Source organism: Kribbella yunnanensis, from assembly GCF_039529655.1.
In the GTDB taxonomy this organism is placed as follows: Bacteria; Actinomycetota; Actinomycetes; order Propionibacteriales; family Kribbellaceae; genus Kribbella; species Kribbella yunnanensis.
The window spans coordinates 512012-532847 of record NZ_BAAANF010000016.1 but is presented as its reverse complement, the minus strand read 5'-3'; the positions used below and the strand labels follow the sequence as shown (position 1 = coordinate 532847).

Sequence of the window (20836 nt, the reverse complement as noted above, 5' to 3'; positions counted from 1 at the left end):
GGTCTGCCTATGACGAGGACGACACCCCCGCGCCCGGTGGACATCGCCGCGGTGTTCCCTGAGCTAGCTCCATTGGCACGATCTGCGGTGCGGTTACATCCTCGCGCTGGACAACCCACCGTGCACGACAGCTCCGTCGGCGGGCCACTGCTTTGGCCCGCCGACGAGGACTGGCCCACCTGCGCTGCCGAGCATGAGCTCTACGACGAGCCGGTGTCCATGGATGGTGTGCGCCGAGGCCGCGACCTGCTCGAAGCCGCGTGGCTGCGGCCCCGCGCGCCGAAGGAGGACCTCCTCACGCCGGAGCAACGTTCGTACCTGCATGAGCTGAGGGCGGGCCATCCTCAGCACAGCGAACCGAACGCACTGCTTCCCATCGCGCAGCTCTACCTTCGCGATGTCCCGGGACTGACCGGTCCCGACGGGGCGGACGTCCTTCAGGTGCTGTGGTGTCCGCTCGACCATGACGACTATGCGCCCGCGGTTCAGCTGGTCTGGCGGAACGCCTCCGACACAGGTGCGGTACTCGCCGACCCGCCGGTCCCACTCGACGTCCAGGACGACTATGTGCCCGAGCCTTGTGTGGTTCACCCTGAGGTCGTCACGGAGTACCCAGCACCCCTTGAGCTGCCCGAGGAGCTCTCTGAGCGCCTGAGGAGCTGGAGCGAGGAGCAGGGGCCCGCCAGCGACTACAGCGAGCACAGCATCGCTCCGGGCTGGAAGGTCGGTGGCTGGGGGCCTTGGAGCTTCACCGACCCGGTTCCGATGGACTGCGCCAGTTGCGGCTCGGCGTACCAACCGTTGCTGACCATCAGCTCAGGCGAGTGGGATCGGGGCAGCAGTTGGATCCCGCTGGAGGACCGCGACCAGACCGGGCCCGTCGGCCTCCGGCGCCCATCCAACCCGCCGATGGTGGTCGTCGGTCGCGGCTACAACCTGCAGGTCTACAGCTGCCCGACGTCGTACGAGCACCCGCATTTCACCTACGTGCAGTAAGCGGCTGGAAGCGCTCCCAGTTTTCGGCCTATGATCTGCGTTCCGATCACGACGACTGGGAGCCGCCCCAATGTCCTTTTCCGTCAGACGCGTCGCAGCCGGGCTTGCCGCCGGATTGCTGACCACCACGTTGCTGACCGTTGCGCCGGCGTACGCGAATACGCCGGCGAACTGCTATCACAACCCGACGAAGGAGCTGCTCAACTCTCGGCTCAGTGCTGCCGTCTACTGCACCGATGGTGAGTGGCTGGGTGTCCATGACGACCAGGCTGACGGCTACAGCGCGCGGGCTGCCATCCAGCTGTATCAGAGCCAGGTCGGCTTCTGGTACGACGCGCACGAGTGCTTCGACGACACCACGGTGGCCGACTACCAGGGCTTTTCGTTCTGCAACTTCTCGGTGACCGACGGCACTCTCGTCCGGATCCGCCTGTGGTCCTCGCGCAACGGGGTCGAGTCCTACTCGGTGGTGACCGGATCCTTCACGACCTGAGGACGCACCGCGGCCCCCGGGGGAAGTGGGAAGTTCCCGGGGGCCGTAGTGCGTTCAGCCTGTCAGCTGCAGCCGGAGGTGCTGCCGCAGCCTTCGCAGACGTAGCAGGAACCGCTGGGGCGCATCTTGGTGCCGCAGGTGAAGCAGAGCGGCGCGTCGACCGAGGTACCGGTGATGAGTTCGAACATCTCGGCGGTGGTGCGGACCTCGGAGGTGTCGACCGGCTTGGCCGCGGCAGCCTCGGTGGGCTTCTCGGTGACCTCGGCGATCGGCTCGACCGACTTCAGTGACTCGGCTTCGGAGATCTCGACGGGGGCCGGTTCGTAGGAGCCGGTGTCGAGCTGACGGGAACGCTCTTCGGCGGAGTAGATGCCGAGGGCCGCGCGCTCGTCGAAGGGCAGGTAATCCAGAGCAAGCCGACGAAAGATGTAGTCCATGATCGACTGCGCCATCCGGACGTCCGGGTCGTCGGTCAGACCGGCCGGCTCGAACTTCAGGTTGGTGAACTTCTGCACGTAGGTCTCCAGCGGTACGCCGTGCTGGAGGGCGATCGAGATCGCGATCGAGAAGGCGTCCATCACGCCGGCCAGGGTCGAGCCCTGCTTGCCCATCTTGAGGAAGACCTCGCCGAGGCCGTCGTCGGGGTAGGAACCCGCCGTCATGTAGCCCTCGGCGCCACCGACCGCGAACGACGTGGTCCGCGACGGCCGCGACTTCGGCAGACGCTTGCGGGTCGGCCGGTACTCGATGACCTTCTCGACGATCTTCTCCGCGACGGCCGCCTGGGCCGCGACCGCGTCGTCGGACTCGGCGGCCTTCTTCGCCTTGGCGTCGGCCAGCGGCTGACCGACCTTGCAGTTGTCGCGGTAGACGGCCAGCGCCTTCAGGCCGAGCTTCCAGCCCTGGAAGTAGACGTCGGCGATCTCCTCGACCGTCGCGGTCTCCGGCAGGTTCACCGTCTTCGAGATCGCGCCGGACAGGAACGGCTGGGCCGCCGCCATCATCCGCACGTGGCCCATCGGCTTGATGGCGCGCTCACCCATCGCGGTGTCGAAGATCTCGTAGTGCTCCGGCTTCAGGCCGGGCGCGTCCACGACGTGACCGTTCTCCGAGATGTACTCGACGATCGCCTCGATCGTCTCCTCGGTGTAGCTGTACTGCCGCAGCGCCCGCGGGACCGTCTGGTTGACGATCTGCATCGAGCCGCCGCCGACCAGCTTCTTGAACTTGACCAGCGAGAAGTCCGGCTCGATACCGGTCGTGTCGCAGTCCATCATGAAACCGATGGTCCCGGTCGGGGCCAGCACCGAGGCCTGCGCGTTGCGCCAGCCGTTCTTCGCGCCGATCTTCAGTACGCCGTCCCAGGCCGCGGTGGCGTGGGTGTGGACGTCCTTGTCGATCGGGTGGATGGTCCGGATCGCGTCGTTGGCCGCGGCGTGCTTGCGCATCACCCGGGTGTGCGCTTCCTTGTTCCGCTCGAAGCCGTCGTACGCGCCGACGACGCCGGCCAGCTCCGCCGACCGCCGGTACGACGTACCGGTCATCAGCGAGGTGATAGCGCCCGCCAGTGCGCGACCACCGTCGGAGTCGTAGGCGTGCCCCGTGGCCATCAGCAGCGCACCGAGGTTCGCGTAACCGATACCCAGCTGCCGGTAGGCCCGGGTGGTCTCACCGATCGGCTCGGTCGGGAAGTCGGCGAAGCAGATCGAGATGTCCATCGCGGTGATGATCAGCTCGACGGCCTTGACGAACTTCTCCGAGTCGAACAGGTCGTCGTCGCGGAGGAACTTCATCAGGTTCAGCGACGCCAGGTTGCAGGACGAGTTGTCCAGGTGCATGTACTCCGAGCACGGGTTGGACGCGGTGATCCGGCCCGTCTCCGGGGTGGTGTGCCAGTCGTTGATGGTGTCGTCGTACTGCAGACCCGGGTCGGCGCAGGCCCAGGCGGCGTGGCTGATCTTGTCGAACAGCTCGCGTGCGTCGACCTTCTCGATGATCGAGTTGTCCAGCCGCGCCCGCAGCCCGAACTCGCCCTTGTCCTCGACCGCGCGCATGAACTCGTCGGTGACCCGGACGGAGTTGTTCGCGTTCTGGTACTGGACCGAGGTGATGTCGCGGCCGCCGAGGTCCATGTCGAACCCGGCGTCGCGAAGGACGCGGATCTTGTCCTCCTCGCGCATCTTGGTCTCGACGAACTCCTCGATGTCGGGGTGGTCGACGTCCAGCACGACCATCTTGGCCGCGCGGCGGGTGGCGCCACCGGACTTGATCGTCCCGGCGCTCGCGTCCGCACCGCGCATGAAGGAGACCGGGCCGGAGGCGGTGCCGCCGGAGGACTGCAGCAGCTCCTTGGAGGAACGGATCCGGGACAGGTTCAGGCCGGCGCCGGAGCCGCCCTTGAAGATCAGCCCCTCTTCCTTGTACCAGTTCAGGATCGAGTCCATCGAGTCGTCGACGGCCAGGATGAAACAGGCCGAGACCTGCTGAGGCGACGTCGTCCCGACGTTGAACCAGACCGGCGAGTTGAAGCTGAAGTACTGGTGCAGGAGCATCCAGGTGAGCTCGTGCTCGAAGATCTCGGCGTCGGCCGGCGTGGTGAAGTAGCCGTAGTCCTCGCCGGCCTTGCGGTAGGTCTTGACGACCCGGTCCAGCAGCTGGCGCAGGCTCCACTCGCGGTTGTCGTGACCGACCGCGCCGCGGAAGTACTTGGTGGTGACGATGGTGGACGCGTTCACGCTCCAGTAGTCGGGGAACTCCACCCCGCGCTGCTCGAAGACGGTCTCACCGGTCTTCCAGTTCTGCTGTACGACGTCGCGGCGCTCCCACGTCACCTCGTCGTACGGGTGTACGCCCTCGGTGGTGAAAATCCGCTCGATGGTGAGTCCCGCGGGGGCGTTCTTCCGCCCACGGAACCCGGCCGCCGACCGCTTGGTCGACCCCGAGTGGCCGGTCACCGTCTCTGTCATGGTTGCTCCTCGCAATTTATGATCGCCCTGCCGCGGTCTGCCCGGGACCGCCCCGTTGGTACTGCCAACGCCGTACCGCACGTTGTGTTACTGGTGTCGCGAATCCCCGATTTATGTCTGCTGGGTCGGCCTCAGCGGCGGCGGCTCGGTGCCCTCGGGCTCCTTCTCCGCGCGCAGCAGGGCGATCTCGGTCTCGAAATCGTCCGCCGACTCGAACTGCCGGTACACACTGGCGAACCGCAGGTAAGCGACCTCGTCCAGCTCCCGCAGCGGCCCGAGGATGGCAAGACCCACCTCGTGCGCGGGAACCTCCGGCGAACCGCTCGCCTTCAGCGCGTCCTCGACCTTCTGCCCCAGCCGGGACAGCGCATCCACGCCGACGGGCCGGCCCTTGCAGGCCTTGCTCACACCGTTGACGACCTTCTCCCGGCTGAACGGCTCGGTCGCGCCGGAGCGCTTCACGACGGTCAGCTGCATCTGCTCGACGGTGGTGAACCGCTTCTCGCAGACCGGGCACTGGCGGCGGCGACGGATCGCTCCGCCGTCCTCGGCCACCCTGCTGTCGACCACACGGGAATCGGTGTGCCGGCAATACGGACAGTGCACGGCTGATCACTCCTCCCGTAGGCCGCCGCTCGGGCGGGCTGTGGACTGCATCTGTGGATGGATCTGGGGACAACCTGTGTATGGCCTGTGAGTAACCAACCACTACCTGTGGAAAATTACACCCGTGTAACCACTACATCTAGGGATCCTAGATCGCTGCTCCGACAGTTTGCAAGAACGGCCGGATCTCGCGCGCGTCGCTTCTGAATCGGTCTGACCCGTCCTTGGTTTCAACACTCGTGCGGCCCCGTGTAGTCCCGCGTGGCGCCACCAAATGGGCCCTCCGCGGGAGGACACTGCGGCCCTCCCCCGGCGTCCGCGCGGCTTGGCCGATGGGTGAAGATGGGGGGCATGAAACCGGTGATCCTGGACGTCGACACCGGGCTGGACGATGCTTGCGCGCTGCTGCTCGCCGCCCGCCATCCGGGACTCGACCTGCGGGCCGTCACCTGCGTCGGCGGGAATGTCGGGCTCGACGACGTCGTGATCAACACGCTGACCGTGCTGGAGGCGGCCGGGCGGACCGACGTACCGGTCGGGCGTGGTGCGGCGCTGCCGTTGCTGCAGCCGATGCGGGCTGCTCCGCATGTGCACGGGGTCGATGGGCTGGGTGATCTCGACTGGCCGCGGTCGACGCGCTCGCCGAGTCCTACGCCGGCGATTGAGCTGCTGCGTTCGGTTTTGCTGGATGCGGCTGCCAAGAACGACCCGGTGACGCTGATTCCGCTGGCGCCGATGACGAATATCGCGTTGCTGCTCCGGACCTACCCTGAGGCCGCGGCTGGGTTGCGGGAGATCGTGTTCATGGGTGGTGCTGCCGGGATCGGTAATGCGACTGCTTCGGCCGAGTTCAACATCTGGACTGATCCGGAGGCTGCTGCGATTGTGCTCGCGGCCGCGGGTGAGCTCGGCGTACCGGTGACGATGTATGGGCTGGATGTCTTCTACGACGTGGTTGTGACGCTTGAGCAGGCGTCGGGGTTGGGTGGGTCCGCGTCGGCTGATCTGGCGCGGAAGCTGATCGAGCGGCGCAGCGAGTTGTACGGCGCTGCGGGCGCGAGCATCGGTGATGGCGGCGCGGTGTGTGCGGTCATCGATCCGGAGGGGCTCACTACGCGACGGCTGCCCGTGCGGGTGGAGTTGGCGGGGAGTTGGTCGCGCGGGCGGACGATTGTCGACAGTCGGGGGTCGAGCGATCTGACCAGCGATCCGTACGGCGTTTCGCCGACTGTGGTGGACGTCGCGACGGCTGTGGATGGTTCGCGGTACGCCGAATTGTGGTTGAGCGCGGTTAGGTAGTCAGCTCGAGTAGGCGGGATCTGAGGCCGGCGAGGAAGATGTCCAGGCCGTCGGTGAACAGTTCCGTGGTGATTGTCGATTCGGCCACCACGGCTGCTAGACCCCAGCGGGCGGTGACCTCGAAGAAGTGGCGGGCTTGGGGTTCGGGGACACCGAGGCGTACGAGCGACTCGATTTGTGCGCGGACCAAGAGGGCTCGGGAGCCGGCGCCTTGATCGCGGTCCGGGGTTGCTTTTGCCTGCATGAGCGCGGCCAGGCCGGGATGGTCGGCGTAGAAGGCGCGGAATTCGAGTGAGCCGGTTCTGGTGAGGGCGATCCATTCGTCGATGGTTCGGAGATCTTCGTACGCCGTTTCGTCCGCGGCGAACTCGTCGAAGGCGTTGCGGGCTACCAGGTCGAGGAGGTCGGCCTTGTTTCGCACGTGGTGGTAGAGCGTGGGAGCTCGCACGCCCAGCCGCTCAGCCACTCCACGCATGGTCAGCCCGTCGACGCCGACCGCACGGATGACGGCGAGTGCAGCGTCGGCGATGGCCGCGACCGTGATCCCGGCGGCCGCGTGAGAGGAGGGGGCCCGCCGCGTTGTCGCGGGTGGCGCCGTGTGGTCCGGGATGCGAGCCGGGCGCTCGGGGCCCGGAGGCGGGTCTTCGGGCACGGGGAAACCTCGTTGTGGGATCTATGGGGCCGGAGTTAGTGTCTAACGGTGTTAGACAGACTACTCGTGAGGGCGGCGTCGTGACTGGATTGCATCCGGCTTATCCACTGCGGACCGAGCGGTTGGACCTGCGCGCGCATCGGCGGGACGATCTCGACGATCTGCTGGCGTTTCACTCGAATCCGGACATCGTGCGATACGTGCCGTGGCCGGTGCGGGATCGGGAGCAGACGCGCGAGGCGCTGGAGAAGAAGCTCGCGCAGGACCGGCTGACCGAGGAAGGTCAGTGGCTGGTGCTCGCGATCGAGTTGCGGGAGACCGGGACTGTGATCGGCGAGGTGCTGCTGAAGTGGGCGAGCGAGGCGGATCGGCAGGGGGAGATCGGTTATGCCCTGCATGCCGGGTATCACGGCAAGGGGTATGCCTCGGAGGCGGCGCGGGAGATGCTGCGGCTCGGGTTCGAGGATCTCGGGCTGCATCGGATCGTCGCCGTACTGGATGATCGCAATACTGCGTCGGCGCAGCTACTCGAGCGGCTCGGGATGCGCCGAGAGGCACATCATCTGCAGGCCTTGTGGTTCAAGGGTGAGTGGGGCAACGAGTTTGTCTATGCCCTGCTCAAGGATGAATGGCTCAGCGGGCGATCGGGATCTGCAGCGTCTGGCCAGGAGTGAGGTCGGCCGGGCCGGAGAGTTGATTCAGCTCGGCGATCTTCTCGATGACGAGCGTCGGGTCCTGATCGGGATTCGTCTCCTGGGCGATCGACCAGAGGCTTTGACCGGGCGCGACCTGGACCGGGACCGTGCTGCTGAAGTCGGGGCCTGAGTCGAGGACGCCGGCGATCCGCAGGCCGAGCACCGCGATGGCGGAACCGAAGACCAGCACCGACACGAACGAGACCAGCATCCGGCCGCGCCGGGTCAGCCGCAGGGAGGGGGCCTCGAGCTCGTGCGGCCGCCGCTCCTGGTGCCTGACGACCACCTGACGGCCGAGGACCTCGCCGCTGCAGGCACGGACCGGGAGTGGCTCGGTGGCGCTGCCGGGGATCCGGCGGCGTCGCGGAACCCCCTGGGGAGCGGGCGCAACCTCGGGCGCAAGCCGGCCGGCCAGCGCATCCGCTGCGAGTTCCGCTGTGCTCATCAGATCCTCCAGACCACGTTGTTCGCTGTGCTTCCTTGTCTACCGGCCGCCTCCGACAGTTTCTGCGGATGCGGCCAGCCGAACACCTGTTCGATCGAACGTCTGTACGAATGATTAACCCATCCACCCGGTCGGCGCAACTACTTCCAACAGCGACACGCCAGCAGAATTCCCGCCCTATAACCCGACACACGAACAAACGTGCGAACCGACACGCCTTCGAACAGATGTTTGAAGAATCTCAGAATTCGGTCTACGGTCGTCTCAGTCGAACCTGACCAGGACCAGAGGAGCGGATCACCGATGCCCAGGACGCCGAGCGGTTCCAGCAAGAACGAGGACCGCGCCGCGGACACCGCGGACCGGACCGTGAGCGAGCTGCCCGACGGGCCGGCCGACGCGACCGGGCTGACGCCGCGGCAGCGCCGGGTGCTGGACGTGATCAAGGATTCGGTGGACAGCCGCGGGTACCCGCCCTCGATGCGAGAGATCGGCGAGCGGGTCGGGCTGACCAGTTCGTCGTCGGTGTCGCACCAGCTGCGGGTGCTCGAGCAGAAGGGCCTGCTGCGCCGCGACCCGAACCGGCCGCGGGCCATCGAGGTCCGCTACCCCGGCGAGGTCGACGCCGCCGCCCGGCGCAGTGCGCTCGGCTCGGTGCGCCAGACGGCGTACGACGAGACCGGGGCCGGCGACGCGCATCCGGACGCGGTCTACGTGCCCGTGGTCGGGCAGATCGCCGCCGGTAACCCGATCCTCGCCGACCAGCAGGTCGAAGAGGTGTTCCCGTTGCCCAAGGCAATGGTCGGCGAGGGCACGCTGTTCATGCTGAAGGTCAAGGGTGAGTCGATGATCGACATCGCCATCTGCGACGGCGACTGGGTGGTCGTCCGGCAGGAGCAGACCGCGGAGAACGGTGACATCGTCGCTGCCATGATCGACGGCGAGGCGACCGTGAAGACGTTCAAGAAGACCAAGTCCGAGATCTGGCTGCTGCCGCACAACCCGGCGTTCGAACCGATCGACGGCAAGGACGCGGTGATCCTCGGAAAGGTCGTAACAGTTCTGCGGCGAGTCTGACATCTCAGACGGCAAGCGAAGTCGGGCGGCTCGTGTCAGCATTGTTCTCATGACGACTGTCTACGACTTCAGCGCGCGCCGGATCGAAGGCAATGAACAGTCTCTTGCCGATTTCCGCGACCAGGTGCTCCTGGTGGTGAACACGGCGTCGCAGTGCTCCCAGACCCCGCAGTACGCGGGATTGCAGAAGCTCTACAAGACCTACCGTCGGCAGGGCTTCTCGGTGCTGGGTTTTCCCTGCGACCAGTTCAACCACCAGGAGCCCGGTGACGAGAACGAGATCGCGAACTTCTGTTCGACGATCTACCACGTGACGTTCCCGATGTTCGCCAAGATCGACGTGAACGGATCGCGGACGATTCCCTTGTACAACTGGCTGAAACGCGAGCAGGGCGGCCTGCTCGGCGGCCGGGTCAAGTGGAACTTCACCAAGTTCCTGATCGGCCGCGACGGCGGGGTGATCGCGCGCTACGCGCCGACCAATACGCCGGAGAAGCTGGCCGACAAGATCGAGGCGGCGCTGGCGATACCGGCCGCTTCCCGGGAAGCGAACGACTGACCCAGCACGGCGTCCGCTCGGCGATTGATGCCGAGCGCAACTACTTCGCGGCCCTGAGCTGCAACACCTGAACAGCCGGCGTCGCAATGCCCGGCGAATCCGTCCGTATACCGGGCAGTTTTCTCACGCCTCGGCGATTCCCTCACCCGTTGACTAAACCGGTATAGTTCGACATCTTGGCTGCCCATGAGAGCAGCCATCACGAAAGCCTGCGTCGCTGTCGCCGTCGGTGCTGTAGCGATGACGACGTCGATCACCCCCGCCGGTGCCATCACAGCCGCCACCGGCGCGCAGAACTGCGGCACGCCCATCACCTACGGCTACTACCGGCAATGGCGCGATGTCGCGACCACGAAACCCGAGGACCGCGCGCCGAACGTGCAGCGGTTGAGCGAGGTCCCACCGGAGATCGACATCGTCTCGGTCTTCGCGACCAAACCTGCCGAGGATCCGGACTTCTGGGTGGCGTTGCGCGACACCTATCTGCCCGCCCTGCACGCCCAGGGCACGAAGGCCGTCTTCACCTTGTGGATCGACGACTTCGCCAAGGCTCCGGTCGCCGACAACACTGCCGCATACGACGCCTACGCCCAGCAGTTGTACGACGAGTACATCGTCAACTGGGGTGTCGACGGAATCGACATCGACGTCGAGAGCACCCCGAGCGGTACGGCGTTGACCCGCGCGGCCGGCATCATCAGCGCACTCGGCAAGCGGATCGGCCCGAAGTCGGCCTCCGGCAAACTCTTCATCTACGACACGAACCTGACCGGCAGCCACCCGGTCTTCACCCGGACCTCGTCGCTCTACAACTACGTGATGCTGCAGGCCTACGGCCGTGGCGCATCGACGCTGCAGTCCACCTGGCAGACGTTCTCGAGCCGGATCTCGTCGTGCCAGTTCCTGCCCGGTGTCTCGTTCTACGAGGAGCGCGGTGCGCACTGGGGCGACACTCTCGACCCCTTCGAGACCAGCCGGGCCGCGTCGTACGCGAAGTGGCAGCCGACCGGCGGTGATAAGGGTGGCGTGTTCGCCTACGCGATCGACCGGGATGGCAAACAGCCTGGTGATGACACCATCTCGACCACCGACTACAGCTGGATGAAGCGGCTCGACGCGTTGGCCAAGTCAGTCCACTAGGACGCTGCTGGGGTCGATGTCGAGGCGTAGGCCGCGCCAGACCGGATGCCGGAGGCGTCCGTCGGCGGCCCAGCCGGAGAAGGTGATCTCGGCAACCAGCACCGGGTCCAGCCAGTGCGCTCGGCGCTGGTCGGGCCCGGGAATGGTCGCCGGGTTGAAGGCCGGCCTGTCGATCTCCAGGCCGGCCAACTCCGCGCCGAGCAGGTCGAGCGTCGCGAAGTCGAGGCCCGAGCCGACTTTGCCGATCAGGAGCAGTTCGCCGCCAGGTTCGGCGTACGCGGCGATGTAGAAGGAACCGATCTTGCCGTCGCGGTTCCCCTCCCCCGGATGCCACCCGCAGAGGATGACATCGCGGGTCTGCACCGGCTTCACCTTGATCCAGTCGGAGCTCCGCCGGCCAGGCAGGTAACGGGAACGACGGCGTTTCGCCACCACTCCTTCGAGCCCTGTCGAGACCGCGATACCGAGCGCTTCATCACCATCGGCCAGGGCAGCCGGCGTCTCGTAGAACGGATCCCCGAGTTCGAGTGACTCGAGCAGTCCGCGCCGATCGTCGTACGTTGCCTCAAGCAACCACTTGCCGTCGAACCGGAGCACGTCGAACAACCGCACCGAGACCGGTACCTCGGTGATCAGATGACGCAGATGCCGGGGATCCCGCACATGCATCCGCCGTTGCAGCAGGCCGAACGACGGCGCACCGTGCTCGTCCAGCGTGACGATCTCCCCATCCAGTACGGCGGGCAGTCGCAGACCGGGCGATTCGGCCAGACCGATTAGCTCGGGGTACCCGCCGGACACGTCACGGCTGTTGCGCGACCACAACCGGCAGACACCGTCGTCGACCTCGACGACGACGCGAATGCCGTCCCACTTGAGCTCGTACGACCAGTCGGGTCCGGACGGCATCTCCCCCAGCGCCGCCATCATCGGCAGCACCGGCGGACCGCCCGACGGGCTCATACCGTCTGGAGTCTCTTCAAGGCGCCAAGCACCTTCTCACGATCCGCCGTCGGCCACATCGGAGGCAAGGAGGCGCGCAGGAAGCCGCCGTACCGCTGGGTGACGATCCTGGGGTCGAGGATCGCGACCACGCCGCGGTCGGTGCTGCGGCGGATCAGCCGACCGGTGCCCTGGGCAAGCAACAGCGCTGCGTGGGTGGCGGCGACGGCCATGAAACCGTTGCCCCCGGCCTCGTCCACTGCGCGCTGCCGGGCCGCCATCAGCGGCTCGTCGGGACGCGGGAACGGGACGCGGTCGATGATGACCAGGTTGCAGGTCGAGCCCGGTACGTCGATGCCTTGCCACAGCGACAGCGTCCCGAACAGAGATGTCTCGGGGTTGTCGACGAACTCCTTCGCCAACTCGCCCAGTTGCGCATCGCCCTGGCAGAGGATGGTCAGGTCGGTCGCCTCGCGGACGGCGGCGGTCGCGGCCTCGGCCGCCCGGCGCGATGAGAAGAGGCCGAGCGTGCGACCACCGGCAGCGGTGATCAGGTCGATGATCTCGTCGAACTGCTTCTGCCCGAGTCCGTCGCGATGCGGCGGCGGCAGGTGCTTGGCGACGTACAGAATGCCCTGCTTCTCGTACTCGAACGGGGATCCGACGTCGAGGCCGCGCCAGGGCAGTGGACCGGTCTCGTTGCTGTCATCGAGCTCGGGCATCTCGTCGTCGTCCGTGAGCTTGTCGGCCGGCCGCAGGCCGACCTGGCGCGCGATCGAGTCGAAGTCGCCGCCGAGCGAGAGAGTGGCCGAGGTGAGCACCGCGGTGCGGTCCTTCAGGACGAGCTCGCGGAGCAGACCCGCGACGGTGAGCGGCGCGATCCGCAGCTCGCGGCCGAAGCGCTCGCGGTCGGCCATCCAGACGACGTCCAGATCGTTCAGCGCGGCGACCCGCTCGGCGACGTCGAAGATCTCCTTCACCGCGCCCTTGGCCTGCCGCTTCGCGCCGTCGGGGTCGTCGTCCTTGTCGTCGGACTTCTTGTTCAGATCCGAGTACATCGAGCGAGCTGCGTCGCGGACCAGCCCGGCCGCCTCCAGGACAGGCGTGTTGGACGGCTCGATCCGACCTTCGCGAGTGCCATCGAGCGCTGCGCGCAGTGCGTCCGAGGCGTCGATCAGATCGTCGGCCTTGTCGTCGTCCACGAAGCGTCGCGACCGCTTGGCGGCTCGCTCGACCATCTGCGGCGAAAGCTCGTCGCCGGCGGCACCGGTGACGCGCGCCGGGAGCTCGTGGGCCTCGTCGACGATGATCACGTCGTGCTCGGGCAGAACAGTGCGGTTCTCGAAGGCATCGATGGACAGGAGCGCGTGATTCGTGATGACGATGTCCGCCTTGCGGGCCTGCTCCTTCGCCTTCTCCGCGAAACACTCGTCGCCGTACGGGCACTTCTGCGCGCCGAGGCACTCCCGCGCCGCGATCGCCACCTGCTGCCAGGCCTGGTACTGATGTGAGGGCGCATGGTCGCGGTCGCCGGCTTCGCCGTCGAGCAACTGCTGCTCGGCCCAGTCCCGCAGTTCCAGCACCTGCTGCCCGATCTGCCCCGGCGGCGGTACGTCGATCAGCATGCCGTCCTCGTCCGGCGCACCCTCGCGGATCCGGTGCAGGCAGGCGTAGTTGTTGCGGCCCTTCTGAATCGCGTACGACGGCCTGCGCGGCAGAAGCTTCTCAGTCGCGTCGAGCAGCGCCGGGACATCGCGGTCCACGAGCTGCGACTGCAGTGCGAGAGTCGCGGTGGAGACGACCACCCGGCGGTCCTCGATCGCGTGTAGCAGCGCCGGAACGAGGTAGCCCAGCGACTTCCCGGTGCCGGTGCCGGCTTGGACGAGTAGGTGCGAGCCGTCATGCATGGAGGTGTTGACGGCCTCGGCCATCTCCACCTGTCCAGGTCTGGTCTGCCCAGCGATCCCAGAGACAGCGGCTTCAAGCAATTCGCGTACGTCTACACCCACCGCCACACCCTAGCCCGCCGCGCCGACAGATTCCGCTCAGCGAACGGCGCCTGTGGATAACCGGCGCTTCCGCTCGCAGCATGAATGGGTGGAGGTGTGGTCGAGGTCATTTGACCGTCGGTTCGGGGCGCTGACCTGCCACGGATCGGCCAGCCCCGGCGAGGCCGCACTGGCGAGCCTTCACCAACCGGCCATGGGTTCCCCCACGAGCTTGTGGGTTCCCCCACCGCATGCGGGTACAGAACCCACAAGCTGATGGGTCAACCCACGAGGTGGTCAGTCAAGGCCGTTCGGGCGGCGTCGACCGAGCCAGCTGCTGGACGCAACTCCACTCTCCCCAAACCGGTTCGGGGAGGGTCAGCGCAGCAGTTCGGGGAGGAACCACGCCCGACTACATGCCCCGGTCCGCCCCAAGGCGGTTCGACATCGCCCCCTGCGGATAACTCCTCAGATGCTGACCAGTACGACGCCTGCGACGACCGCGGCGAGTCCGGCCAGCCGGGTGCGGGTGGCGCGCTCGTGGAGGACGAGGAAGCCGAGGAGCGCGCCGATGACGACGTTCATGGTGCGACCGACCGCGACCGTGCTGACGGAGGCGTAGGAGAGCGCGAGGAGTGACAGGCCGTAGCTGGCCGGGACGAGGATGGCGACCGGGATCGCTCGCCGCCACTCCCCCAGGGCTGCTCGGCGGTCGCGAGAAAGCACCGAGAGGACCACGACCTGGGCGACATTGCTGACGGCCAGGTAGGCAAGCAGATCCGCATGCAAGGTGCCGATCGCATAGGCGTCCCAGAGCGTGTACGCCGCCGTGCAGGCTGCGACCAGTAGACCGAGTGCGATACCGCGAGCCAGCGTCCGGCCACGATGCAGACGGTCCATGACGAGAACGCCAGCCAGAACGATCAGAGCTCCGGCGTACACCCGCCAGCCGGAGACCGTAGCTAGCGCGACCAGGACGGGCGCAGAGCCTCGGCTGATCGGATAGACGGTGGCGAAGTCGGCGGCGCCGTACGCCTTCTGCAGAGTGACGGCGTACAGAGTGTGCAGGGCCATGCTGATCAGGGCCGGCCACCACGTCACGGCGAGGTCGTCGGAGCGCAGGAGCAGGACGACGGAGACCGGGAGAGTGAGCAGGCCGCAGAGCCAGATGAAGGCGGATCCCTTAGGGCTGACGGTCTTCATCAGCAGGTTCCACGTGGCATGGCAGCACGCGGAGGCGGTCAGCAGCGCGAGGGCGGTCATGTAGACAATGTCTACACGACCGCCGTAGACACTGTCTACCTAGACGACGGCTCCCCGATCTGGAGCAGCATCCCGGTCGACCTGGGCGCGCTTCGGGCGCGGCGGCGGGGCCGGGTAGCGGCGTTCGAGCTCGAGGAGCAGCGGCGCGGCGGTCAGGTTCGACGAGTAGGTGCCGACCAGGATTCCGAGCAGCAGCGCCAGCGAGAAGTCACCCAGTGAGTCGCCGCCGAGGACCAGCAGCGCGGACAGGATGAACAACGTCGAGATACCGGTGTTGACCGTTCGCGGCAGCACGTTGACGATCGCCGTGTCGATGACCGGGCCGAGGTTCTCGGTGGCCCGGGCACTACGGGTCTCGCGGATCCGGTCGAAGACGACGACCGAGTCGTTCACCGTGTAGCCGATGATGGTCAGGATCGCGGCCAGGAAGATGCCGTCGACCGGTTTGCCTGTCCAGGCGAAGACGCCGACCACGACCGCCACGTTCTGGATCAGGGCGAGTACAGCGCCCGCACCGAAGGTCCACCGGAAGCGAGCGGCCAGATAGGCCAGCTGGGCAAGCAAGGCGATCCCGAGCGCGATCAGACCTTTGTTGCGCAGCTCCTCACCGAGCGACGGACCGATGCTCTCGTTGCGCACCAGCTCGGCAGTGCCACCGCCGATCTGCGCGATCGACTCACGGACCTTCTCCGCCTCGTCGTCCGAGATCGTCCCGGTCCGCACGGTGATGTTCTCGTTGTCGGTCGCCTGCACGATCGCGGTCGGATAACCGGCCTCGCCCACCGCGGCCCGCGCCTGGTCCGGCGTGATCGGCTGCGCTGTGCTGACCTCCAGCAACCGCCCGCCAGTGAACTCGATCCCGAGATTGAGACCCCGTACGACGACGCCGGCGACTCCGACCGCGATCACGATCGTGCTGATCAGCAACCACCGGCGACTGTGATTCATCAGGGCCGGCCGACGGGCCTCCAGCCAGGTCCGCACGCGCCCGTGGCCGTCGATTCCACTGAGGCCGGGACGCCGCAGGACGAACTTCCGCGACACGAAGAACTCGGCCAGCACGCGGGTGACCACCAGCGCGGACAAGAGCGACGCAAGCACACCGATGCTCAGCGTGACGCCGAAGCCGCGCACCGGTCCGGCCGCCAGGAAGAACAGCAGACCGGCCGCGAGCAGGGTGGTGATGTTGGAATCCGCGATGGCAGACAACGCGTTCTGGAAACCGCTGCGCAGCGAACGGCGCAGGCCGTCGGTCCGCCCGGCAATGTGGTCTTCCCGGGCTCTCTCGAAGACCAGGACGTTCGCATCGACCGCCATCCCGATGGCGAGCACGAAACCGGCCAGGCCGGGCAGCGTCAACGTGGCCCCGAGCACGGTCAGGGCGGCGTACGACATACCGGCGTACCCGATCAGGCCGAGGACGGCCATCAGGCCGACCAGCCGGTACACGAAGATGATGAAGATCGCGGTAAGGCCGAGGCCGATGATCGCAGCCTCGGCGCTTGCCTGGATGGCGTCCTTGCCCAGCGACGGGCCCACCGAACGCTGGTCGATGATCTCGACCGGCACCGGCAGCGAGCCGCCCTCGATCAGCGCCGCCAGGTCCTTGGCCTCGGCCTCGGTGAAGCGGCCACTGATCGTGCTGGTGCCACCGGGGATCCCCGTGCCGCAGAGCTGGTTGCCGCCGTCCGGGTCGACCTGCGGGGCGCTGATCACCTCGTTGTCGAGGACGATCGCGATCATCCGCTTGGGCGTGTTCACCGGCTCACAGGCCGCCTTGCCGGTGATGTTGGCCCAGATCTTGCCGCCGTCGCCCTTGAACTTCATCTGGACGAACCAGCCCTGGCCCGGCTGTTGCGGGTCGATCATCCCGTCGGCGCCACTCACCAGCTGACCGGTCATCGCCGGCTTCGCGAGCTGCAGCACCCCGGATCCGGTGTCCGAGGGCAGCCAGATCTCACCCTTGGCGGGCACGGCCGGCTTCTCGGCGACCTGGTTCAGCACCTCGTGGAAGGTCAGCTGAGCGGTCTTGCCGACCACCTTCGCGGCTTCGCGCGGGTCCTGGACACCGGGCAGCTCGACGATGATCCGGTTCTCGCCCTGGCGGGTGACGTTCGGCTCGGCCAGGCCGAGGGCGTCAACGCGCCGGTGCAGCACCTGGGTCACGTTGTCGGTGACGTCCTTGGTGACCTTCATCTCCGGCGTGTCCTTGGCCTCCAGCACGATCTGCGTACCGCCCCGCAGATCGAGGCCGAGCTCGGGCTTCGCGGTCAGGACGACGAACGTCGACAGAGCCAGCACGACGAACGCGAGCAACGCGCGAACGATGGACGACCGGTTCACTACAGCCTCCGGAGATGGGCACCCGCAGTACGGGTGTCGTGACAGAGAGCAGCCATGGTTGGCGTGGCGCACAGTGTACGGAGGTGAATCAAACGCCCGAGCGCGGCAGCGCAGTGCCATGGCATCAGCGCACCCCTGAATTGATTGACCTGTCAGGTGAGTACGGCCTAACTTCTGCCCCACCCCGGTCCGTAGTCGACTGCGGACCGACGGTGATCACCCCTCCGCCCCGGTGGGTGATGAGTTCCCTGAGGAGGAACCGTGCGTCGTACCGTCTCGCTGATTCTCGCCGTGGGCCTGGCCCCGGCCCTCGCCCTCGCCACCGCCGCCACCTCCGGTGCCGCATCCGGCCCGGACCGGATCATCGTCCAGCAGGCCAAGGCCGAGCCCGGTGTCTCGGCCATCAAGGACACCTACATCGTCGAGCTGAAGAAGGGCATGAAGCTGAAGAGCGGCCTGGGCATCACGCCGCAGCGCCAGTTCAGTACCGCCGTCAACGGCTTCAGCGCGAAGCTCACCCCCGCCCAGCTGGGCGCCCTGCAGAAGAACCCCGACGTCGTCGCGATCTCGCAGGACGTGCGGATCGAGAACGCCCTCGACGCCACCCAGAACAACCCGCCCTCATGGGGTATCGACCGGATCGACCAGCGCAACCTGCCGCTGTCGAACTCCTACACCTACACGCGGACCGGCCAGGGCGTGCACGCCTACATCATCGACACCGGGATCACCCCCGGGCACGCGGACTTCGGCGGCCGCGCCACCTTCGACTTCAACGGCATCGACTCCAACAACACCGACTGTATGGGTCACGGCACGCATGTCGCCGGCACGATCGGATCCACGACGTACGGCGTGGCGAAGACCGCCCGGCTGCACGGTGTGAAGTGGCTGGACTGCAACGGCTCCGGTACGGCGTCCTCCGCGATCGCGGCCGTGGACTGGGTGACCCGGAACGCGGTCAAGCCCGCCGTGGCCAACGCCTCGTGGAACTTCAGCGCGAACACCACGCTGGAGAACTCGCTGCGCGCCATGATCAACTCCGGTGTCTTCCTGGCCGCCTCGGCAGGCAACACCGGTGGCAACTCCTGTGACCGCCTGCCCCGCAAGATCGAGACCGCACTGGTCGTCGCGGCGTCGGAGCGGAACGACGCGCGGGCGTCGTACTCGAGCACTGGTGCGTGCGTCGACGTGTACGCGCCGGGTTCGGCGATCATCTCTACGCTGCGCACCGGTGGCAGCGGCTCGATGAGCGGGACCTCGATGGCGACGCCGCACGTCGCGGGTGTCGCGGCGCTCTACCTGCAGACCAGCCCGTCGGCCACCCCGGCCGCCGTGAAGACGTACATCGAGACCAACGCGACCCCGAACAAGGTCACCGGTGGCACGACCGGCGGAACGGTCAACCGCCTGCTCTTCACGAACGGCCTGTAACCCCGGCGGACGACGCCCCCGGAACTATTCGGGGGCGTCGATCCCGTGTTCGATCGCATAGCGGACCAGCTCGGCGCGGTTGTGCAGCTGCAGCTTCCGCAACGTGTTCTGCACGTGGTTCTCCACAGTGCGATGCGAGAGCACCAGACGAGTCGCGATCTGGCGGGCAGTCAGCCCGCGTGCGACCAGCCGGAGTACTTCGGTCTCCCGCTCAGTCAGCTGCGGTACTTCGGGACCAGCCCCCAACCGCCGGTACTCCCCCAGCAACAGTCCGGCCAGACCGGCGCTGAAAACCGCGTCCCCCTCAGCAGTACGCCGTACTGCGTCGTCGAACTCGTCCAGCGATGCCGACTTCACCAGATAGCCCGACGCACCGTTCTTCACCGCAGCCAGTACGTCGTCCTGTTCCGCGCTGGCCGACAAGACGAGCACCCGGGTGTCGGGGAGCGCCGCGGTGATCTCTCGCGTCGCATCGACCCCGGAACCGTCGCCCAGTTGCAGGTCCATCACCACGACATCCGGCCGAGTCGCCAGCGCGATCTTCACGGCACTCGCAACGTCCTGCGCGGTCGCACAGACGTCGTACCCGCGACTCCCGAGGTCACGCGCCACGCCTTCACGCCACATCGGGTGGTCGTCGACGATCATCACTCTGGTCATGGTCGGTCTACCTTCAGCTCCCACTCGGTTCCCTCGCCTGGTGCGGTACGGACGGTGGCGGTGCCGCCAAGATCAGTGATGCGGCCGCGGATGGACTGGCTCACTCCGAGGTGGCCGTCGACCCGGGCCTGTTCCAGCTGGGCCGGCGTCGTACCGATCCCATCGTCGCGGATCGACACCAGTACGGCGTCGTCGAGGTCCTCGACCACCACCCAGGTGCGGGCGTCGTCACCGGCATGCTTGTCCACGTTGCTGAGCGCCTCTTTGACCGCGGCAACCAGTTCGTCGGCTGCGGCGGCCGGCAGCAGGACAGGTCCGGCCGGCACCACCACGTCGGTCCTGGTGGTGGCCAACGGCAACAACTGGCTGCACACGTCGGTCTGATCTCCGTCCGCCGTCACCGGGCGGGCGGCCATCAAGGTGCGCAGGGCAACCTCTTGTTCGGCGGCCATCCGTGCCAGCTCGACGGCCTCGCCACCGATGGCGTGACCGCGGCGCTGCACCTGAGCCAGGACTTGCAGGACACCGTCGTGAATAGACCGGCTGAGCCGCAGCCGCTCGGCGGTCGCGCTCTCCGTGGCGATGGCCTCCCGTAGCCGGTCGCCTGCGCGCCTCATGGTGGAGGCGGCGTACCCGACGACCAATCCGGCGACCAGCAGCAGCTGCACGTTGCTGAGCACCTTTGCCGCGTTGTCGACACCCCGTAGCGACAGCAACGCCAGACTGATGGTGGCGGCGCCCAGCAGGCCACCATCGCGACCACGCGAGATCGCGAGTGCCAGGACCGGCCCGGCCGCCCACACCGAGGTCAGCACCGACGCACCGCCCCTGATGTCGATCAGCGGCTGGGCCAACAGCGTGGCGTACATACAACCCGCAGTGACGACCAGGTCTGCGAAGGCAAGCCGGGTGTTCCGCCGTCCCCAGCGCCTGCTGTAGCCGAACGAGGAGATGAGCGTCCAAACCGCCATGATGACCAGCTGCAGTACAGCGCCGGACGGCCGGGCGATGCCCTCCCACCGGGTCCAGACGCCCAGACAGGCGAATCCGAAGGTGATCACCCGGAACACGACCAGCGCACGCCACAGCGGCTGCAAGAGGTCTACCGGATCGCGCTCCACCGCCACAGTCTGTCAACACTCCGGCCCGCTGCGACCGAGGCGTCGTACTCGGCCGGTTGAGTAATACCACTCATGGTGCAGGTTTCCCCGCGCCTTTCCCGTATTTTCCGCCATCTGCTTCCGGAGTCCCCTGGTTGCCCCGTACTCTCGCGCAGAA

The 20836-nt window shown here is 67.1% G+C and carries 18 protein-coding genes; 8 read left to right on the top strand and 10 right to left on the bottom strand.

The features are described from left to right. The first annotated feature begins 120 nt into the window (after positions 1-120). On the top strand, positions 121-996 hold the full coding sequence (locus ABD231_RS23500) for a hypothetical protein (RefSeq protein WP_344155783.1): 876 nt from the start codon (positions 121-123) through the stop codon (positions 994-996). Between the two features lie 70 nt (positions 997-1066). Further along, positions 1067-1489: a hypothetical protein gene (locus tag ABD231_RS23495; protein WP_344155779.1), complete on the top strand. Its 423-nt coding sequence runs from the start codon at positions 1067-1069 to the stop codon at positions 1487-1489. A 62-nt stretch (positions 1490-1551) separates the two neighbouring features. On the opposite strand, the gene ABD231_RS23490 is transcribed toward ABD231_RS23495, so the two are convergent. Together ABD231_RS23490 and nrdR are read right to left on the bottom strand one after the other, a co-directional pair. Beyond that, positions 1552-4455, bottom strand: a complete 2904-nt coding sequence (locus ABD231_RS23490) for a vitamin B12-dependent ribonucleotide reductase (RefSeq protein ID WP_344155777.1) — start codon at positions 4453-4455, stop codon at positions 1552-1554. Between the two features lie 111 nt (positions 4456-4566). Further along, positions 4567-5061 (bottom strand): transcriptional regulator NrdR, encoded by a 495-nt coding sequence (gene nrdR, locus ABD231_RS23485; RefSeq protein WP_132173398.1) that lies wholly within the window; start codon positions 5059-5061, stop codon positions 4567-4569. A 351-nt stretch (positions 5062-5412) separates the two neighbouring features. On the opposite strand from nrdR, the gene ABD231_RS23480 reads away from it, so the two are divergent. Next, the gene (locus ABD231_RS23480; protein WP_344155772.1) at positions 5413-6360 is read left to right on the top strand and encodes a nucleoside hydrolase; all 948 of its coding nucleotides are present in this window, start codon (positions 5413-5415) and stop codon (positions 6358-6360) included. Here the strand turns inward: ABD231_RS23480 and ABD231_RS23475 are convergent. Then, complete coding sequence (locus ABD231_RS23475) at positions 6353-7012, bottom strand: TetR/AcrR family transcriptional regulator (protein WP_344155769.1); 660 nt, start codon at positions 7010-7012, stop codon at positions 6353-6355. The genes ABD231_RS23480 and ABD231_RS23475 overlap by 8 nt on opposite strands. A gap of 80 nt (positions 7013-7092) precedes the next feature. Between ABD231_RS23475 and ABD231_RS23470 the strand changes: the two genes are divergently transcribed. After that, positions 7093-7686 (top strand): GNAT family N-acetyltransferase, encoded by a 594-nt coding sequence (locus tag ABD231_RS23470; protein WP_344155766.1) that lies wholly within the window; start codon positions 7093-7095, stop codon positions 7684-7686. Here the strand turns inward: ABD231_RS23470 and ABD231_RS23465 are convergent. After that, entirely contained in the window at positions 7646-8152 is a 507-nt protein-coding gene (locus tag ABD231_RS23465; protein WP_344155763.1) for a LysM peptidoglycan-binding domain-containing protein, read from the bottom strand. The genes ABD231_RS23470 and ABD231_RS23465 overlap by 41 nt on opposite strands. 303 nt (positions 8153-8455) lie before the next feature. Between ABD231_RS23465 and lexA the strand changes: the two genes are divergently transcribed. From lexA to ABD231_RS23450, 3 genes are all read left to right on the top strand, one after another. Then, the gene (gene lexA / locus ABD231_RS23460) at positions 8456-9229 is read left to right on the top strand and encodes a transcriptional repressor LexA (protein ID WP_344155760.1); all 774 of its coding nucleotides are present in this window, start codon (positions 8456-8458) and stop codon (positions 9227-9229) included. A 49-nt stretch (positions 9230-9278) separates the two neighbouring features. Then, positions 9279-9788 carry a glutathione peroxidase gene (locus ABD231_RS23455; RefSeq protein WP_344155757.1) on the top strand — a complete coding sequence of 170 codons (510 nt, stop codon included), beginning with the start codon at positions 9279-9281 and terminating at the stop codon, positions 9786-9788. Positions 9789-9974: 186 nt separating this feature from the next. Beyond that, the gene (locus ABD231_RS23450) at positions 9975-10928 is read left to right on the top strand and encodes an endo-beta-N-acetylglucosaminidase family protein (protein ID WP_344155754.1); all 954 of its coding nucleotides are present in this window, start codon (positions 9975-9977) and stop codon (positions 10926-10928) included. Here the strand turns inward: ABD231_RS23450 and ligD are convergent. The 4 genes from ligD to secD all read right to left on the bottom strand — a co-directional run bounded on the left by ligD (position 10917) and on the right by secD (position 17464). Then, on the bottom strand, positions 10917-11891 hold the full coding sequence (gene ligD / locus ABD231_RS23445) for a non-homologous end-joining DNA ligase (protein WP_344155751.1): 975 nt from the start codon (positions 11889-11891) through the stop codon (positions 10917-10919). The genes ABD231_RS23450 and ligD overlap by 12 nt on opposite strands. Continuing rightward, positions 11888-13885: an ATP-dependent DNA helicase gene (locus tag ABD231_RS23440; RefSeq protein ID WP_344155748.1), complete on the bottom strand. Its 1998-nt coding sequence runs from the start codon at positions 13883-13885 to the stop codon at positions 11888-11890. The genes ligD and ABD231_RS23440 overlap by 4 nt, the downstream gene beginning before the upstream one ends. A 441-nt stretch (positions 13886-14326) precedes the next feature. Further along, entirely contained in the window at positions 14327-15121 is a 795-nt protein-coding gene (locus ABD231_RS23435; RefSeq protein ID WP_344155745.1) for an EamA family transporter, read from the bottom strand. 39 nt (positions 15122-15160) lie between these two features. Beyond that, positions 15161-17464, bottom strand: coding sequence for a protein translocase subunit SecD (gene secD, locus ABD231_RS23430; RefSeq protein ID WP_344155742.1), 2304 nt, complete (start codon positions 17462-17464; stop codon positions 15161-15163). 261 nt (positions 17465-17725) lie between these two features. Between secD and ABD231_RS23425 the strand changes: the two genes are divergently transcribed. Then, the gene (locus tag ABD231_RS23425) at positions 17726-18898 is read left to right on the top strand and encodes a S8 family peptidase (RefSeq protein WP_344155739.1); all 1173 of its coding nucleotides are present in this window, start codon (positions 17726-17728) and stop codon (positions 18896-18898) included. Positions 18899-18922: 24 nt separating this feature from the next. Here the strand turns inward: ABD231_RS23425 and ABD231_RS23420 are convergent, their stop codons facing one another. Further along, a complete protein-coding gene (locus ABD231_RS23420) occupies positions 18923-19558 on the bottom strand; it encodes a response regulator (RefSeq protein WP_132406479.1) in 636 nt (211 codons plus the stop codon). Then, positions 19555-20679: a MacS family sensor histidine kinase gene (gene macS, locus ABD231_RS23415; protein ID WP_344155733.1), complete on the bottom strand. Its 1125-nt coding sequence runs from the start codon at positions 20677-20679 to the stop codon at positions 19555-19557. The genes ABD231_RS23420 and macS overlap by 4 nt, the downstream gene beginning before the upstream one ends. Positions 20680-20836 lie beyond the last annotated feature (157 nt).

Coding starts and splice junctions, on each gene's coding strand:
- ABD231_RS23495 (WP_344155779.1), top strand. CDS start 1,067: ATGTCCTTTTCCGTCAGACGCGTCGCAGCCGGGCTTGCCGCCGGATTG.
- ABD231_RS23490 (WP_344155777.1), bottom strand. CDS start 4,455: ATGACAGAGACGGTGACCGGCCACTCGGGGTCGACCAAGCGGTCGGCG.
- ABD231_RS23480 (WP_344155772.1), top strand. CDS start 5,413: ATGAAACCGGTGATCCTGGACGTCGACACCGGGCTGGACGATGCTTGC.
- ABD231_RS23465 (WP_344155763.1), bottom strand. CDS start 8,152: ATGAGCACAGCGGAACTCGCAGCGGATGCGCTGGCCGGCCGGCTTGCG.
- lexA (WP_344155760.1), top strand. CDS start 8,456: ATGCCCAGGACGCCGAGCGGTTCCAGCAAGAACGAGGACCGCGCCGCG.
- ABD231_RS23455 (WP_344155757.1), top strand. CDS start 9,279: ATGACGACTGTCTACGACTTCAGCGCGCGCCGGATCGAAGGCAATGAA.
- ABD231_RS23450 (WP_344155754.1), top strand. CDS start 9,975: ATGAGAGCAGCCATCACGAAAGCCTGCGTCGCTGTCGCCGTCGGTGCT.
- ligD (WP_344155751.1), bottom strand. CDS start 11,891: ATGAGCCCGTCGGGCGGTCCGCCGGTGCTGCCGATGATGGCGGCGCTG.
- ABD231_RS23435 (WP_344155745.1), bottom strand. CDS start 15,121: ATGACCGCCCTCGCGCTGCTGACCGCCTCCGCGTGCTGCCATGCCACG.
- ABD231_RS23420 (WP_132406479.1), bottom strand. CDS start 19,558: ATGACCAGAGTGATGATCGTCGACGACCACCCGATGTGGCGTGAAGGC.